17 protein-coding genes are annotated in these 16,008 nt (G+C 54.6%); 4 read left to right on the top strand and 13 right to left on the bottom strand.

The features are described 5' to 3' along the window. Nucleotides 1–153: 153 nt before the first annotated feature. Nucleotides 154–297, bottom strand: coding sequence for a hypothetical protein (locus L248_RS15820; RefSeq protein ID WP_155828580.1), 144 nt, complete (start codon nt 295–297; stop codon nt 154–156). A gap of 211 nt (nt 298–508) precedes the next feature. Here L248_RS15820 and L248_RS06240 point away from each other — a divergent pair, with 211 nt between their 5' ends. After that, nucleotides 509–898 (top strand): hypothetical protein, encoded by a 390-nt coding sequence (locus tag L248_RS06240; protein WP_022529290.1) that lies wholly within the window; start codon nt 509–511, stop codon nt 896–898. A gap of 89 nt (nt 899–987) precedes the next feature. On the opposite strand, the gene spxB is transcribed toward L248_RS06240, so the two are convergent. Together spxB and L248_RS06230 are read right to left on the bottom strand one after the other, a co-directional pair. Then, nucleotides 988–2,856: a pyruvate oxidase gene (spxB, locus tag L248_RS06235; RefSeq protein WP_022529289.1), complete on the bottom strand. Its 1,869-nt coding sequence runs from the start codon at nt 2,854–2,856 to the stop codon at nt 988–990. 152 nt (nt 2,857–3,008) lie between these two features. Then, nucleotides 3,009–3,782 (bottom strand): alpha/beta fold hydrolase, encoded by a 774-nt coding sequence (locus L248_RS06230; protein WP_022529288.1) that lies wholly within the window; start codon nt 3,780–3,782, stop codon nt 3,009–3,011. Nucleotides 3,783–4,168: 386 nt separating this feature from the next. On the opposite strand from L248_RS06230, the gene L248_RS06225 reads away from it, so the two are divergent. Beyond that, complete coding sequence (locus L248_RS06225; RefSeq protein WP_022529287.1) at nt 4,169–5,122, top strand: CAP domain-containing protein; 954 nt, start codon at nt 4,169–4,171, stop codon at nt 5,120–5,122. Nucleotides 5,123–5,186: 64 nt separating this feature from the next. Here the strand turns inward: L248_RS06225 and L248_RS06220 are convergent, their stop codons facing one another. After that, nucleotides 5,187–6,278, bottom strand: coding sequence for a DUF871 domain-containing protein (locus tag L248_RS06220; RefSeq protein ID WP_022529286.1), 1,092 nt, complete (start codon nt 6,276–6,278; stop codon nt 5,187–5,189). A gap of 232 nt (nt 6,279–6,510) precedes the next feature. Between L248_RS06220 and L248_RS06215 the strand changes: the two genes are divergently transcribed. Then, nucleotides 6,511–6,924, top strand: coding sequence for a hypothetical protein (locus L248_RS06215; protein WP_040535274.1), 414 nt, complete (start codon nt 6,511–6,513; stop codon nt 6,922–6,924). 61 nt (nt 6,925–6,985) lie between these two features. On the opposite strand, the gene L248_RS06210 is transcribed toward L248_RS06215, so the two are convergent. Then, nucleotides 6,986–7,975 (bottom strand): helix-turn-helix domain-containing protein, encoded by a 990-nt coding sequence (locus tag L248_RS06210; protein WP_022529284.1) that lies wholly within the window; start codon nt 7,973–7,975, stop codon nt 6,986–6,988. Nucleotides 7,976–8,067: 92 nt separating this feature from the next. On the opposite strand from L248_RS06210, the gene L248_RS06205 reads away from it, so the two are divergent. After that, a complete protein-coding gene (locus L248_RS06205; RefSeq protein WP_040535271.1) occupies nt 8,068–9,675 on the top strand; it encodes an ATP-binding cassette domain-containing protein in 1,608 nt (535 codons plus the stop codon). 85 nt (nt 9,676–9,760) lie between these two features. Here L248_RS06205 and L248_RS06200 read toward each other — a convergent pair whose 3' ends face one another. The 8 genes from L248_RS06200 to L248_RS06165 form a co-directional block, all read right to left on the bottom strand. Next, nucleotides 9,761–10,720: a S1C family serine protease gene (locus L248_RS06200; protein WP_022529282.1), complete on the bottom strand. Its 960-nt coding sequence runs from the start codon at nt 10,718–10,720 to the stop codon at nt 9,761–9,763. Nucleotides 10,721–10,876: 156 nt separating this feature from the next. Next, nucleotides 10,877–11,929 carry a D-alanine--D-alanine ligase family protein gene (locus tag L248_RS06195; protein ID WP_022529281.1) on the bottom strand — a complete coding sequence of 351 codons (1,053 nt, stop codon included), beginning with the start codon at nt 11,927–11,929 and terminating at the stop codon, nt 10,877–10,879. A 197-nt stretch (nt 11,930–12,126) separates the two neighbouring features. Beyond that, complete coding sequence (locus tag L248_RS06190) at nt 12,127–12,756, bottom strand: hypothetical protein (RefSeq protein WP_022529280.1); 630 nt, start codon at nt 12,754–12,756, stop codon at nt 12,127–12,129. A gap of 8 nt (nt 12,757–12,764) precedes the next feature. Then, nucleotides 12,765–13,421 (bottom strand): hypothetical protein, encoded by a 657-nt coding sequence (locus tag L248_RS06185; protein WP_040535265.1) that lies wholly within the window; start codon nt 13,419–13,421, stop codon nt 12,765–12,767. Beyond that, nucleotides 13,393–14,196 (bottom strand): hypothetical protein, encoded by an 804-nt coding sequence (locus L248_RS06180; protein WP_040535262.1) that lies wholly within the window; start codon nt 14,194–14,196, stop codon nt 13,393–13,395. The genes L248_RS06185 and L248_RS06180 overlap by 29 nt, the downstream gene beginning before the upstream one ends. Before the next feature lies 1 nt (nt 14,197). Next, nucleotides 14,198–14,686 carry a hypothetical protein gene (locus L248_RS06175; RefSeq protein ID WP_040535261.1) on the bottom strand — a complete coding sequence of 163 codons (489 nt, stop codon included), beginning with the start codon at nt 14,684–14,686 and terminating at the stop codon, nt 14,198–14,200. Then, nucleotides 14,683–15,339, bottom strand: coding sequence for an ABC transporter ATP-binding protein (locus L248_RS06170; RefSeq protein ID WP_022529276.1), 657 nt, complete (start codon nt 15,337–15,339; stop codon nt 14,683–14,685). The genes L248_RS06175 and L248_RS06170 overlap by 4 nt, the downstream gene beginning before the upstream one ends. Before the next feature lie 65 nt (nt 15,340–15,404). Then, nucleotides 15,405–15,836 carry a hypothetical protein gene (locus tag L248_RS06165; RefSeq protein ID WP_040535260.1) on the bottom strand — a complete coding sequence of 144 codons (432 nt, stop codon included), beginning with the start codon at nt 15,834–15,836 and terminating at the stop codon, nt 15,405–15,407. Between the last annotated feature and the right edge of the window lie 172 nt (nt 15,837–16,008).

The raw sequence follows: 16,008 nt of genomic DNA, 5'->3' as shown, positions 1-16,008 counted from the left end.
GTCTCTGGACCGCTATAGACAGGTCCTGCCTAGACGATACCCCGGGTGGGAAGCGCTGTCAAAGAAGCCGGTCCAAAAAATCTAGGCTGACGCGGGGAAGCCCCGGCGCAGCCTAGATCGGTCGAAGGTGCTGTAATTGGTCCGTCCGCACGGCTAGCGGTCCTGATCGAACTGCGGGAAGCCCAGTGCCGCCATCTCTTTGGCGAACTCCTGGGGGGCATGCAGTTTCTTGACGGATTGTTTGTATACCGCCAGGCCAGAAGCACGGGCGGGCTGATCAGCGGTCGGTTTGACCATGGCCATCAATTCCTTTCACTATTCCAGTGTAGCAAGATGCCCAGGCTTGCGGCAAGAAAATTGGCCGCGCTTTCAGCTTTTCTTTACCCCTTTAACGCAATTGTGACGGGTTCTAGACCAGTTCGTGACAAGCGAGACAAAATTCCCGCCCATTCGCTGCCAGCATGCTAGACTGAACGTGGAACTAGAATGATTTAAGGGGGATTCAAGGATGCAAAAAGCAAAGAACATTCTGTTTGTCAATGAAAAAGGGCCCAACACGAAGGCGTACTTGATCAGCAGCCCGAACCAGGACCAGTGCCAAGCCATCGTCCAGGCCACGAGTCCGGAGGAAGCCGTCAAGCTGGCCACTGGTGAGGTCTGGACTTACGATCACCTGTCTAAGAACGTTCAGCGGGCCGACTACTTAGACGACTACGATATGTACACCGACGCTGACACGCTGATGCCGCTGCTGCTGGCCCACGGCTGGAAGTTCAACGTGAACGACCCGGCTCACCTGATCGACGAGCGGGATATCGACAACGTGAAGAAGTACGGGTTTGCCAAGTACACGCAGATGGTCAAGGACGGGGATATCGACCGGCCGTGGATCAATTAGCCGATGTTGCGGTTCGTTAAAAAAAGACGGCATCAGTCCCTCATTGGAGAGACCGGTGCCGTATTTGTTTGCTTTCTGCTTAAAGCATCTTAGTTATCCGTCGGTACATCGTGCTCAGCGAAGATTTCCGGCAAGCTCTTGAGGTTTGCCCCGTCATACTCGGCGAAGAATTCCTGAACGTTATCCAGGTGGGTCAAGTCGCGGTTGGCGTTGTAGGCGGGGTTGATCGATTCGTGCCAGGCGCCGTCGGCTTGGGTCAGTTCCAGTTCTTCCACCGGGATCCCGCGCTTGTCGGTGATCTTGGCGTCAATGAGGAACGGCCGGCCTTCCTTGGTCGCGGCCAGCGCCTTGGCAAAGGCATCGGGCAATTCGCTGGACTTGGTGACGGTGACCGCTTCGACACCCATGCCGCGGGAGATCATGGCGAAGTCTTGGTCGTCGATGAAGATACCGCTGTGGTTCATCGGGATGTCGTCCTGCTCGGACTTAATGAAGTTCAAGCTGGCGTTGGACGTAATAATATTGATGATCGGCAGGTCGTACTTCTTCTCGGTAATCAGATCCTGCATCACCATGGAGAAGGCACCGTCGCCGGCGATGTGGAACACTTGCCGGTCCGGGTAGCTCAAGGCTGCGGCCAGCGCGCCAGGGACGCCGGACCCCATGGAGGCGAAGAGGGCGGAGATGACCCATTTATTCTTCGGGGTGAGGTGCAGGTAGCGGAAGCTGTTGATGATGTTGTCACCCACGTCGATGGAGAAGATGGCGTCATCATCGGCGACCTTATTGATCTCCCGGTAGATCTGCTCGAATTCCAGCGGATCAGTCTCCCGGTTGGTCATGTGGTCCAGGTAGGCTTGCCAGTTTTGCATGTCGGCCACAGCGGCTTGGAAGAAAGGCGACGGGGCCACGGTCTCGCTGCGCGCCAGCATCTTATCAACAAAGGCACCGCCATCGGACCAAACACCCAGGTCGAGATAGTGGTGGCGGCCGAATTGGGCCTCATCGGTATCGACTTGAATGAACTTGAACGGGTGGGTCCGATAGATCAGGTTAGCAAACGGGAAGTCGGCCCCGATGGCAATGACCAGGTCGGAGACGGCGAAGATCTCGTCGGCGGCCTTGGATGCGGCCCGGTTCAGCATGCCCAGGTTTCCTTCGTAGTCATCGGGAATCAGGCCCTTGGCCAGGCCGGTGATGGCAATGGGAATCTGCAGCTTCTTGGACAACTCGACCAGCTTAGCCCCGTTGTCGCGGATCCCCCGGCCAACGTGAAAAATCGGCCGTTTAGCATTCTTGATCATCTCCAGCACAGCGTCGATTTCCATGTCGTTGGGCTGCGGTAACGGCTTGTCCTTGTGGTCTGTCGGCGACACCGAAGAGTACAGTTCGTCAGGAATCTGCACATAGCCGAAGTCGTTGGGAATGACCACGACTGCCACGCCTTGGTGCTTATAGGCCTCGCGAATGGCCTTGTCGACCACGTAGGGCAGACTTTCCGGCGTCATGACCAGCCGTGCATAGGCCGCCACATCCGCAAAAATGGGGTTCTCGTCGAATTCCTGGAAGTAGTTGTAGTTCATGTTGGTGTGGGGCACCTGGCCGATGAGGGCCAGGACCGGCGCATGGTCTTCCCGGGCATCATACAAGCCGGTGAGCAGGTTGGTGGCCCCAGGGCCAGCAGAACCGAAGGCCAGACCGATCTTGCCAGTGAGCTTGGCATCAGCCGCCGCCGCTAGGGCGCCGACCTGTTCGTGGCGAATCTGGATGTACCGCATCCGCTCTTTCTCAATATCCAGAGCGTTCATGGTCGAATTGAAGGACCCGCCAGGGTAGCCGTACATATGGTCCACACCCCAGGCCTCTAATACTTTCAACATTGCGACGGAAGCAGGCACGGTCCCCGTGGGGGTCGTCATTTTCTTTTCCGGTACAGGGTTCGGAACTGTGTTTTGCATTACGCATTCTCCTTTGACTGGTTTGTGGTTACACCATTCCCCCCCAGGGGGAATCAGTTGTCTACAACCTTAATGTCTACAATCTATCATAGCCTGGAACCGATTACAAGGGGTTTGCCCGCAAACTGTAACATTTTTTGAAGAAATCTGTACTAGTGGGCGGCGAAGAGAAATTGGGCGATGCGCCGGTCGACTTGAGGATTCTCATGTAAAGCGCTGTGGTAAGCCGTTAACGGCGAACCGTGGATGACGGTCAACTGCGCCTGAGGAATCTCTTTGACCAGGTGCTGGACGGATGCCAACGGGACCTGCCAGTCGCTGCCGGTATTCCAGATGTCGCCGGCGATGGCCAAGACCGGCAGCTTTTGGGGGAAGCCGCCGAAATCATTGTTGTTCCGGGCACCGCCGGAGGCGATGGCGACGTAGCGGACGACCTGGGGCTGCGTGGCCGCGGGCGGCTGACTAATGTAGCGGAAAGCCAAGTAGCCGCCCATGGAGTGACCGACGATGTTGATTCGGCGGACATGGTATTGCTGGTACAGCGTGGTCATGATCGTCTGCAGCTGGGCAGTCTGTTTCTCCGGGTGGCGGGCGTCGGCGAAGATGATGTTGATCAGCGGGTTGCGCCGGTCCAAGGCCGCCCGCTGAGTGATCGTTAAGCGGCCGTTGCCGCTGACATTGATCGTCATGGCGTCCGTGCCGATGCCGTACCGGGCGAAGCGGCCAATGAGCGGCGAGAAGGTCCAAGAATTGCTGTTATACCCCGGGATGAAGACCGTGGCGACAGTGCCCTGGCTGACGGAGAGGTGGCGGATGGCGTTGAGCTGGCTTTGCCACCAGACGGTCCCGCCAACGGCGACGGCCCCGATGATACCCGCGGTCCAGGCGGCGGCCCGGCGCCAGCGGTGCGTATTTTTGACAGACATGGACGATGGCCCTCTTTCTATTTCTATTTTACGGTGTTGCCGCGCTCCGGCGCACGGATGATGCTCATCGCGGGCAGCCCTAATGCCGATTCCAGAAAATGGGAAAAACGGCTGGCCCAAATGGCCGGCCCCAGCGGCTAGTCCCTGGTGCCTATCACGTTTGGCACCGCTTCCGGCATTTTTTGGTATACAGTACCCGTCCAACCCGCTGAGAGTACGTTTCACGGCCTCTCATCCAACAGTCTTAGTCCTGAGCAGGATTGGTCTGGCAGACTGGCAAGTGGGCCGTTCTTTTGCAGAAAAGTGGGCAAACTTTGATGTTTTTCAGTCGCCTTTCTCCCTGATAATCAAGATGACGTAAAGGCCAAAAAAGGAGCTGGCACATCATGATGAAGCAAATCCAAAAGCATCCCAAGATTACGGCGACATTCACCGTGGTCGGGGCCATCAGTGCCCTGGCCGGGGGCGGTAATGTGTGGGTCACCCCGCCGTTCGCGGCCCAGCCGGTGGTGGCGGCCACGGTGAAGCAGTATACCCCCAACGCAGCCAACGTGAATCGGCTGATCCTCACGGAGATCAATCGGCTGCGCGCCCAGAATCATCTGTCCGCGCTGCGGTTGAATAATACGATCACCACGGGCTGGTCCAACAGTATCGTGGCGAAGAATGCCCGGCTGCCCGAATTGCAGCACGACCCTAACCAGCCGGCTGCGTTGAACCGCATGGGCTTCCTGCTCACCGGGGAGAATCTGGCGGCCACGCCGCTGGACGTGACGATTATTGAGGGCGGCCGCCACAAGCCGGCCGTGACCAACGATGTCGATTTGGCGCTGGAGACAGTCGCCCAGTACTACGATGACTACGGCGTGCCCGATTACGGCCACCGGAAGAACCTGCTCAACCCGTACTTCACCGACGTGGGCATCGCCTTCGCGCTGGCGAAGCAAGCCGATGGGACGTACATGGCGTACAACGCGCTGGACTTCGGCGGCAACGTCAGCCAGAGCCGGTACAATACGGCAGCGGCTTACTTCAACTATTCCCAGCAAAACGGCTTGAGCAGCCGCTATCCGTCTGTGTATCAGCCGTCGAGCCCCAGCACCCTGGCGGCTGCGGCCATCAAGACCAGCACCCCCAAGCGGATCGCCACCGTGCACTACCGCGGCGGGGTCGGTCTGTTCACCGGCTACGGACCCACCGCCCGCTTCACCCGGCGCATGCTGCCGAACGGTTCCCGCTGGCTGGTTGACCGGGTGGCCAAGGATAACGTCGGCCGGACATGGTACGAAGTGGGGAGAAATCAGTGGATCGATGCCAAGTATGTGACCTCGAACTTTTAAAAAAACCCGGCACCGCGTTCTCTGGATGAGAGAAAACGCCGTACCGGGCTTTTGATGCGTTGAATTATTGATGGTTCTCGAACTTGAACTTGCTCCACGGGTGAACATAGTCGAGCAGGCCGAGTTCGTGTTCATTGATGCGGCCGACCTTATTCTTGCGGGGGTCGCTGTGGGGCTGCAGGGCAATTTGCAGCTCATTTTTGTAGTGGCCGAAATCATCATTGCCGATGAGGACATCGCCGCGCTGGAATTCGATCGTGTTGTCGTGGGCCGGGTTGGGCACGTCCTTGTACGTCACTCGCGGCATGGTGGAGCGAATGACCAGGGCGTTGACGTCGCCCCGGCGGAAGTGCTGGGGCTTGAGGACGATGGTTTTCTCAATATCGTTCACGTCCGGAACAAAGTTAACGTCGAATTGCAGCTGGTAGCGGTTCAGGTCGCTGAGGGCCTTCAGCTCGTCCTCGCTGGCGTAGGCATTGCCGATGAGCACGTCGTCGATCAGGCCGGAGGCAAAGAGCTGCTTGGCTTGCACGGCGATGGGCAGGTGGCGGTGGGCTTCCAAGGTGGGCAGGCCGTCGTTGACGTTCCACGGGCCCTGATTGCCGTGGGCACTGGAGACGAAGGCGGCGGTGTGAATGCCGTATTTCTTGAAGCGCTTCGTCGTGCGAACGAAGAAGTCGTAGGGCAGGCCGGTACCGACCTGGGGATAGAAGTTGTGGCAGCCGAAGATGAACGGCTCGTTGGCCTGATAGCTGAGCACGTTGTCCAAGTATGCCACGTCGTTGCTCATGTTCAATTCAATGAACAGGTTGTACGGGTTGTACGACAGCATTGCTTCGGTGGCGCCGTTGAAGCCCTCATCCAAGCGAATGCCGGAGACGCCCAGATCAGCGAAGAAAGAAAGGTCCGAGTAGCTGATCCCCAGATCGTCGAAGATTCGCGGAGATACGTCGAGAACGGTGTCGTAGCCAAGCGTGTTGCCGTAGCTGATGATCTTCTTGAACTTGGCCTTGGTTGCCTCCGGGTCGCTGGCTTCCAGCATGGACATGAAGATGCGGGTGAAGCCGTACTTATGGCCCAGGTCCAGGTAGCGGGCGTCCTCTTCGTAGTTGCTATGGTCGGGATAGATGGATAGTCCGAGTTGACGGAACGTCATAATATTGATTCCTCCTCAAAGTACGTTGGCGGTGAGCGAACCAACGTGAATGCACTTTCAATTATAATGGCCTAGACCGCTTTGAACAACCCCCCCCAACGCGATCGGGAAGAGTCATTTTAGTCGTTTTCTCTGTCCAGCCGGCGCATAATAGAGCTGATTGCAGAAGCTGTCTCGGTCATTGCAGTCAGGCGTCTGGTGATGATTCTTCTTGAGAAAGCAGGAAATGACGATGACATTATCAGAATTCATGGCGACCCTGCCCACTGGGACCGAGCCGTTAATGGTGACGGACTCTGAATTGGTGGGCCTTCTATTCGGCTTATCGACCGCCTACAAACAGAATTCAGCGGGTAATCTGGTCAAAGAAGCCCTGACTGGCGCGGCCATGGGCGGTCTGGCCCGCCCAGCCGCGGCGAACACATCGATGCCCTTCGCTGATACCAGCCAAGTTGCCGCCGATATTCAACGCCAACTCAGCAAGGCCAAGCACTTGCCGCTGCCGCTGACCATGACGGCAAACCACTTGCCGGTGGGCACCCACTTCACCCATGATCTAGACGGGCTGCGGGCGTTTTTGGCCCTCACGCCGGGGTATCGGTTCACGCTGGTTAGCCCTACGGAGATACAGATTACCAAAGCATAGACTCAGCGATGAAGAAAGCTGTCTGGCAGCGGCAGAGGCCGTTGCCGGGCAGCTTTTTGTTCTAAAAATTCAGATCCACCAGCACCAGGGAATGATGCGGATCCGCCAGAATTTCTGTTAGACGATTTGTCCAGATTCTTTCCTGCGCCTGACTGCCGATCCTGTGAAAAATGGCGATGGATTGCCGGCAAGCCTGTTCGCCTTGCCGGCGGTCACCAGAAGCTATCTCCAGCCACCCCCGCAAGAATACAGCGATGACTTTGGTGCCCAGATTGTCTGCCTCGGGCAGCTGCTCGATCAGCGTTAATACCTGGTTGGCTTCAGCGTACCCTTGGTGAGAAATCAAAATCGTAAAATCATCGATCAACAACTTCGCTTGGATATTGCGAAATGCCGGGTTAAAGCTTAACTGTTGGCTCTTTTTGATGCCGGTCCGGAGCAGCTGAATATTTTCTGCTGGTGTGAAAAAGGTGGCTGAGAGCAAGAAAATCTCAATTTCGTAGATCCCCCAATTATCCACGTTCCACAAATAATGGCGCAGGATTGGTGTGCTGTTGTCCGGCGGCAATTCGGCCAAGCTGCGGTGATGACTGGTCAAGTAGCTGCAGTACAGGTCACGATATTCACTACGCCAAAAAGCGAGTGCAAGCAGATTGGCGTGATTAGGGTGCTGATGAAAACGTGCCGTCTGCTGGGTAACGATATCGGCGACTAGGTCATAATGGTCGGGTGAGAATGATGTGTTAGTCCCCAAAAAGTCAGTGAATGCGGCGCCCAACACATCATTCTGACGATATAAAGCAACTTGTATAGCGGTTGCTGGCTGAGGGGATGCACTGACTTGAGCGTATTGATAGGCAAAGAAAAATTCATTGTAGGATACGTGAATGGCTACCAGCAAAGGGAGAAGTTTACTTAGTGTGATGTCGTTTTTGCCTTGTTCAAAACGGGATATCAAGGAATTTGAAATACCGGTTGTCTTCTCCACATTTTGCAAGGTGATGTGTTTGTCTTTACGCAGTCTGCGGTAAATTGCCCCATATGGTGTCATCTGCTCAGTCCTTTCTGCATATATTCAGAATGCTAGCACGGCGTCGATTTCTTGGCCAATACTCAGAGGTAATCAGAAAGCGAGTGGTGGTCATGAAAACGTACTTTGAGCGTACCTATCAGTTGAACATTGTGTTACTGCTCTTTATCGCGGGAGCGCAGTTAGCTAATGCGCTAGCGGCGATCCTGAATGCGAACGTGCTGAACTCTTTGTTGAAACTAAACCTGCGTGCATTCGGTCACGCAGTGGCGCTAGAAATTGGGGCGTGGCTCCTCTTTTCCGTTTTGCTGTATGCTCAGCAGTATTTGATGGGGGTCGTTATCCAGAAGATGAGCCTTTTGCTGCGTCAAGATATTATGCGCCAGTTAAGCCGCCGGCCATACGCAGTGTACCATGAGGAGAGCAGTGATACGTATGGTTCCTGGCTCACCAACGACATTACGATGATTGAAGAACAAGGATTTAAGAATGTATATTCTGTGGCAAAGGCCATAGTGGGTACACTGGTTTCTGTGGCTGTGCTGTTAACGTATCATTGGTCGCTCGTTCTGCTGACGTTCATCTTGTCTGCTGTGACGACCGGACTGCCCCAGTTGCTGAGCAAGCAAATGGCGCGGGCCAGTGTGGAGACGGCCCGCTCAAACGAACGGTTTCTGAGCGGTGTTCATGATTTGCTGGCAGGGTTTGATACGCTCTTCAGTTTTGATAAAACTGCCCACCTAGTCACTGGTGTCACAAAGTACGGTCAGGCATTAGCAACGGCAAAAATCCGCCAAAACACAATCAATACGACCGCTTCGATTATCGGTGTGATAGCAAATGTTTCCAGTCAGATTCTTACGATGGCTTGGACGGGGGTCCTCGCTTTGCAAAAGCTGACAACTGTGGGGGCGACGGTTTCGACTAGTCAGTTAGCCTCAACGGTTTACAACGGGGTGGCCAATTTAGGTACTGAGTTCAATGCGATTCGGTCCGTTCAGCCGATTTTGGCGAAGTATCATTTGAATGCAGTACCACAGCACAACAGTCATAAAGTAACGAACAATCTTGCCGATACGGGGTTAGTGATCCGGCAGCTCACCTTTACCTATGACCAACAGCCAGCCCTCGGGCCGGTCGATCTGAGGGTGCCTGCAGCAAGTAAAGCAGCAATTACTGGTGATTCAGGAGTCGGTAAATCCACGCTGCTGAATATCTTGGCCGGAAAGTTGTCCGGCTATCAAGGGTCCGTGAAGATTGGCGGGCAGGAGTTGAAGAATCTATCCTTAGCCGAACTGCATCGGATGGTGCTCTATATCGACCAGATCCCTTACGTATTCAACGACACGATCCGCGAGAACGTCACGTTAGGCGACCCCTATTCAGACAAACCAATCTGGGCAGCCCTCAAAGAAAGCGACCTGGCAGACTTCGTTGCCGCGCAACCGCAGGGGCTTGATACACCAGTTGGCGAGAATGGCCGGCTGTTCTCCGGTGGCCAACGTCAGCGACTGGCTTTGGCCCGGGGGCTGTTGCGGCACAAGAAGGTACTGCTGATTGACGAGGGGACGAACAGTCTCAGCCATGCCGCCGCCATCAGCGTGGAGAACCAATTCTTGCAGCTGCCGGACACCACGGTGCTGTTCGTCACCCATCAGTTACACCAAGAAAACCGACAACTGTTCGATCAAGTGCTGCAGCTGCAGCCGGCCACAGCATAGCCGCAAGCAAAAAAGCCGGGCCAGCATTCCCACAGAGTACGCAACTCTGTTGGGACGCTGGTCCGGCTTTTTTTCTCACTGCAGCTTAAGACGCTTGGCTGTCGCTGCTGCCGCTCATAATGCTGTTGATTGTAGAGACGACCACGTTACTGGGGATGGCGAAGCCCATGCCGTCCACGGACGTGCCGCTGGAGGTCTGGCCGGAGAGTTTCATCGAGGTGATGCCGATGATCTGGCCGGAGAGGTTGATCAGCGGGCCGCCGGAATTCCCGGAGTTGATGGCCGCGTCGGTCTGGATGGCCTTCATCGTAGTGGTGCTCTGGCTGTTGTCGTCTTCAGAGACGGTGACGGTGCGGCTGGGGGCAGAAACGATGCCTTCAGTCACGGTGTTGGCGTACTCGGAGCCCAGGGGCGAGCCGATGGCCAGAACGGACTCGCCAGCTTCCACGCTGCTGGAATTGGCGAAGCTGGCGACTGTGGTGACCTTGCTGCTATCGATGGACAGCACGGCAATGTCCTTGCTGGCGCTGGTGCCTACCAGAGTGGCGGTGAGCTTGGTGCCGTCATTGAGCAGTACCTGAAGCTTGTCAGCGCCGTCGACGACGTGGTTGTTGGTGACGATGTAGGCCTTGCCGTTGCTCTTCTTGAAAATCACGCCGCTGCCTTCGCTCTCGGACGAAGCCGACTGGCTGCTCTCGTCGCCGTACTGGCTGCTGCCCCGGCCATAACCGCCGTAGCTGCTACCATACAGGCTGCTGCTGTCGCTTTCTTGGGTAGCGATGACTGAAACGACCGCGTTGGCCACTTTCTTATACGCGGCCGTGGCAGTCCCGCTGGCCGCACTGGTGGTGGACAGGTTCGTGGCCGTCCCGCTGGTCGTGGTGGTCGCCGTCGTCGTGGCGGTGGCTGCGCTTTGCTGCTGGCTCTGGCCGATAGCATAGACGACCCCGCCGCCAACGCCGCCACCCATCAGGGCACTGGCGAGGGCGAGGATGACGATTTTGGATGATTTCTTCGGGGTGGATACCGTATTTTTCTTACTCATGAGATGTCTTCCTTTCGTTTGCTCGATTGTCTATAGCTTAGCGGGCAAATCGGAAGAAGCCGCTAACAATTGACGGCCAATTCAGGACTAAATCATGACTTTTCTAAGTATCGAAAAAGCCGCCCCAGACCGTGGCGGCGGCTTTTCTCCTGATAATTAACGCTTCTGGTGCTGGTAAAGATCCCACTTGCCCTGGACGATGGCGTTGCACAGGTCGGCGTAGCCAATCCCGGCGGCTTCGGCTTCCTGGGGCAGGAGGGAGAGCGGAGTCATGCCCGGCAGGGAATTGGCCTCGATGACGAACAAGCCGTCTGCGTTCCAGAAGAAGTCGATGCGGCCGTAGTTGGCCATCCCGAGAACCTTGAACGTCCGCAGGGCCATCTGCTGCATGGCCTGGTGGACATCATCGGGAATGTCCGGCGGGGTGATGAAGTCGGTGTGCCCGGGCTGGAACTTGTGCTTGAAGTCGTACCAGCCGTCCTTCACCTTGATCTCGATGGCCGGCATGGCCTGGCCGTTGACGATGCCCAGGGAGAACTCGCGGGCCTTGATGAATTGCTCAATGACGACTTCATCATCGAAGCGGTAGGCGTCATCCAAGGCGGCGTCCAGCTCATCCGCCTGGCGGACGATGTGGGTACCAACAGAACTGCCGCCGTTACTGGGCTTAACCACAATGGGGTAGCTGAAGGGCAGCGTGAAGTCGCGGCGCTCGGCCTCCCGCACGGCGATGAAGTCAGCGGTGGGGATGCCGTTATACTTCATCACTTCCTTCGAGACCTTCTTATCCATGGCGATGCCCGACGCCAGCGGCCCGGAGCCGGTATACTTGATGTCAGAAAGGTCCAGGACCGCCTGCACCTTGCCGTTCTCGCCGTCTTCACCGTGCAGGCCCATATAGACAATATCGGCCGCCGCCAGCACCGGCATCACGTCCTTGCCGAAGAGACCGCGGGTGCCATCCGTGCGCAGCGCATTGATGGCCTCGTCGGTGAGGATCTCGTCAGAAATGTTGTAATTCGGTTGGCTGGGTTCAGTGGTGAACAATGATTCAACGGCCCCGGCATGGGCCAGGTCGACGCCCAGGAAGAGATCGACCAAAGCGACAGAATGGCCCTTGGACCGCAGCGCATTGGCGACTTTGGCACCGGAAGAAAGCGAAACGTTGCGCTCGGTACTGCGTCCGCCCGCTAAAACAACGATTTTCATGGAATGGATTACCTGCTTTCGTATGGTTGGTCCGCCGCCGCCGGCTTGACCGACTGCCTGAGTCGGGAAGGTGTCCGCCGCGCATCACGCAGAGCTTGACGGCGCACCTTCTAAGTCAGCGGCTGCGGCCGCTTGTGAGAACCTTAAGCATAGCATAACCCGCTAGCGTTCCGCTAGCGGGTTGCTTGAGATGCTGTTTATATCGACTCGCGCAGGTAGTAACATGCCCCAATAAGCAAAAGGATAAAAAACAACCAGAGAAGCTCTTGTACCCAGTACAGAGCCGATTGTGCCGATAGTTGAGCCGCCGTCAGCAGAAACGGGCCTTTGTGAAGGAAAATGGTGCTAACAGAGAGAAGGAAGGTGAGTCCTGTAGCAATCGCTTCAGTGAAGAGCGCTGCCAACACCTCGTTAATGCACAGCAACATAAATAAGCCGATAATGATTGCCAATAGTGCATGCCACCGTGTGGCGGGCAACACACGAAAGCTGCTCACGCCGACAAAACAGGCAACGTAAATGAGTTGGCTGCCCAAGACAAACAGGAGATGCCCTGGGACAACACCGATGCGCACGCGGACTAAAATATCATCAACAAAAAGAGAAGGGACCAGGACACCGATCTGAATCAACAGCAGCAAAGCAATCAATGAGATCAGCCGGCTGTTCAGCAAGAGCGGCTGCTCACCCGTTACGGCAGGTTGAATTATCCAGGGGAGGACGTAATCATTAGAGGCGGATAAGGTGAAGAGTAAGAATAACAGAAGTGCTGCTATTCGTTCGACGGCATGACGCCGCAGGTGGTGCCAAAGCAAGATCCAGCTCAATCGTCGACTCATCGGTATTCATACCTTTCTGTCATAAACAGAATCGCACCAGTTAGAATTCCCGCCAGCAGCAAAAACTCGCCGCCCTTGACCCAGGGGGTGAGGTGGTACCAACCGCCAACAAGCAGCGGGCTCCAATCTGCGAAGGGGCCTTTACTTAGTTCCCGCACAAAGATATGGCCAAGGGCGATTAAGATGATGACGATGCTCCCGATGATGCGATTACGGAGCAGTAAGGCCAACGCCCAAATGAGCATACCCCAGAGGATAAGAGTGCACAAATAAGCAAAAAAAACGATTACCGTGGGCAGCCAGGGATTAAAGACTCTTGCATGGACGAGAATCACAGCGGTACCCACTGTCCAAGGCAATGCGCCAACCAGCGAAACACACCACAATTGCCGCCATTTTGGGAGAAACATGGTTTGTGTCCGCGATGCACGAATCACGACAAGCACCTTCGCCTCTGGCAGAGAAAGATACCAGAGGCTACTCAGCAAGACGCCGATGCCCAAAGAGTTCGGTGCAAATACATCTTGAATAAAAAGCGTGACGTTCTGAAAATATACATCTCTCGCCATCACAAAAAACATGGTGATGAGGAGTAGATAACTTACGGCGAGCAGCCACCGGTTTTTAACTCTTTGTCGGTAAATAATCATCATGCATCAGTCTCCGCAGCCACCAGCTGATACCGGCGTAACCGGCGGCCAGTTCAAAGCTGACGGTAAGCACAAAGGAAGGATCATAACCTTGATTCGGGATTAGCCAAATGGCGGGCGACCAGCCCGAATGGCCTACCACTGTCGTCAGCACCCACCATACCAGAGAAATAATAAATGCTGTTCCGATGCCCCTTAATTGGCTACCGGTACGCCATGCCATGATTACAGAGAATGCAGTTACCAAGCCGCTGAAGAGAAACAGCAAGAGTAAATACAAAAGCAAATACACTACCGGGTGATTCAAAAACAGCGGAAATAGGGCGGCGGATGAGGACAAAATCGGCTGGTATACAAATGGATCAATATGGATGACCGGATACCGCCAAAATGCAATCAGCCAATCGACTAAAACGGGTCCAGTAACCAAAAGCCCCCCAATCAATGCACCAACGAGCGCGCTGCCCATAATATACCGCCGCCCGCCAAGACGCACCCTTTCTAATATTGGGGAGAGATTAGAGCGGCTGCCAAACACAATTTGATTACCAATCAGGCCAGCAACTGCTGGCACCATGAGGTAGTAAAGGCTGGAATAGCTGCTATAGTCGAATCCCATCATCAAATTTAAACTCGTTTGCGACCAAACGACATCACCGCTCAACTTAGCTGAGAACTGTTGGTGAAGAACCGGTACCAGGAATAGTGCAATCAGCAGAATTCGAATGCGCCAACTGGACAGTAACTTGTGCTCAAAATAATCCATCAGACTACGCATGTTATCCACCTCGCTTTGTGAGATCAATCAGCAACACCGGCCGCTTATGCTGCATTCGCTGAATTCCAGAGTAATCAGCAGATAACCGGAGAGACAGGCTAGCCGCACTGAACTGATCTGGCAGCGCATAGACCAGCCGGACTGTGTTGCCAGTCAAGCGCTGGCTAAAGCCGCCTTTGCTGCCCATTCCCATCAAAGGTGTTTTGACCACATGCTGATTGATATTCAAGACCATTAACGTAAGCTGCTTCTGAATGGTGGTACGCAGGCTGATTTGTACAACCCGGTTGCTGTGTGTTAATTCCGTATCCGGAGAAGCCAGCACGCGAGCATCCGTAACCACCATTGTGCCAAACGGAAAAACTGCCTCTTGGCCCATCTTGATTGTTTCGTCTTGCTGGATTGGTGTATTGTCGGCGTACGTCCGACCACGATACAAGATTGCCAAGGCCAGAAGCAGCAAACTCACAAGAATTCCGACACGTTTCATGAGGCATTCCTTCTTTCAGATGCCGGTTGAACCTCTCCGTCGTGCATCTCAATAATGTCTGTGCTCAGCGCCGCCACAGTCCGGTCATCATGCGACGCAATCACGATCAGACGATCATCCGCGCGCAATTGCAACATCAAGTGTTGAAATGCTGAGATGGCATCTTTGTCTAATCCATTTGTTGGCTCATCAAGCAGAATGATTTGCTGGTTTTCCATTACGGCTTGAATGATGCCCAGTTTCTGGCGCATACCTAACGAGTAATGGCTAACTTTTTCGGTGAGGTCGCTACTTTGTAACCCCAACATTTGAGCCAGTTCAGATATAAGACTTAGGTCTGCCCAGCCATTAATGCTGGCTAAGGTTTTGAGATTCGCGATGCCGGAGATGTTATCAAGAAACTCAGGGGTCTCGATGATGGCGCCTGTGCTGACGGGCAGCTTCTTATTCAGATGAACGAAATGACCGCCCATCGAAATCGAGCCTGCGGACAACCGAATAAGTCCGGTCATTGCTCGTAAAAGCATCGTTTTTCCGGCGCCGTTTGGTCCCGTGAGCCCGTAGATCGTACCGCTGTGCAGCGTGAGCGTAACATTTTTGAAGATTGTTTTACCGTGTATTTTTTTAGCAGCAGCTAGAACCTTTATTTCCATATCGGCACTTCCCCCTTGATAGACAAATAGGCCAAGCATGTCGCTTGACCCATTAACACGTTTAGTTAAAAGCCAACTGAATCTGGGCTCCAGCGACCCGCTGCATGCATGGCAAATGGAAGAGAACGATCTTGCTCAATTGCCAGCCGAATACCGGTCCGACCGTAATTTTCGAACGCGTTATTCCAAATGCCGATTTCTTCACCTAAACCTGCATGGGTCTTCGGAGAACCAACTTCCGTTCCGTTACCGAGCTGTACCCAGGCGTTCACACCTGTGTTGGAACTGCTATAATTCAGTAAGTACGCAGAAGTAGCATTCTCTTTGGTTCGGGTCCCAGTGTATGAATTACCTTGGTTCGCCGCGAGCCAAAAGGCCCAGTCACTATCGACATTACTCGCGTTTGCCGTTCCATTGGACTGCGAAAGTAAGCCCAGAAACAAGAACGCAACCAGCGCAAAGCCGACCGCTAGAAATCGATAAACATGTTTCATCATTTAACTTCTCCCTTAGTTTTTTGAATCGTTGTCTGAGTTTACCTATCGACCGTACTGAGGATATCGATGTGTCCGTCCGTATCGTTCCGAGTATTTTCCTTTCTGACGGAGAAAATTATCCCCAATAATTCATGAAGGTGGCGAAAATGGATAGAGACGTACAAAATCTTGG

Source organism: Schleiferilactobacillus shenzhenensis LY-73 (assembly GCF_000469325.1).
GTDB classification, from domain to species: domain Bacteria; phylum Bacillota; class Bacilli; order Lactobacillales; family Lactobacillaceae; genus Schleiferilactobacillus; species Schleiferilactobacillus shenzhenensis.
Note: the sequence above shows the minus strand (reverse complement) of the source record. Positions and strands in the feature narration are given on the sequence as shown.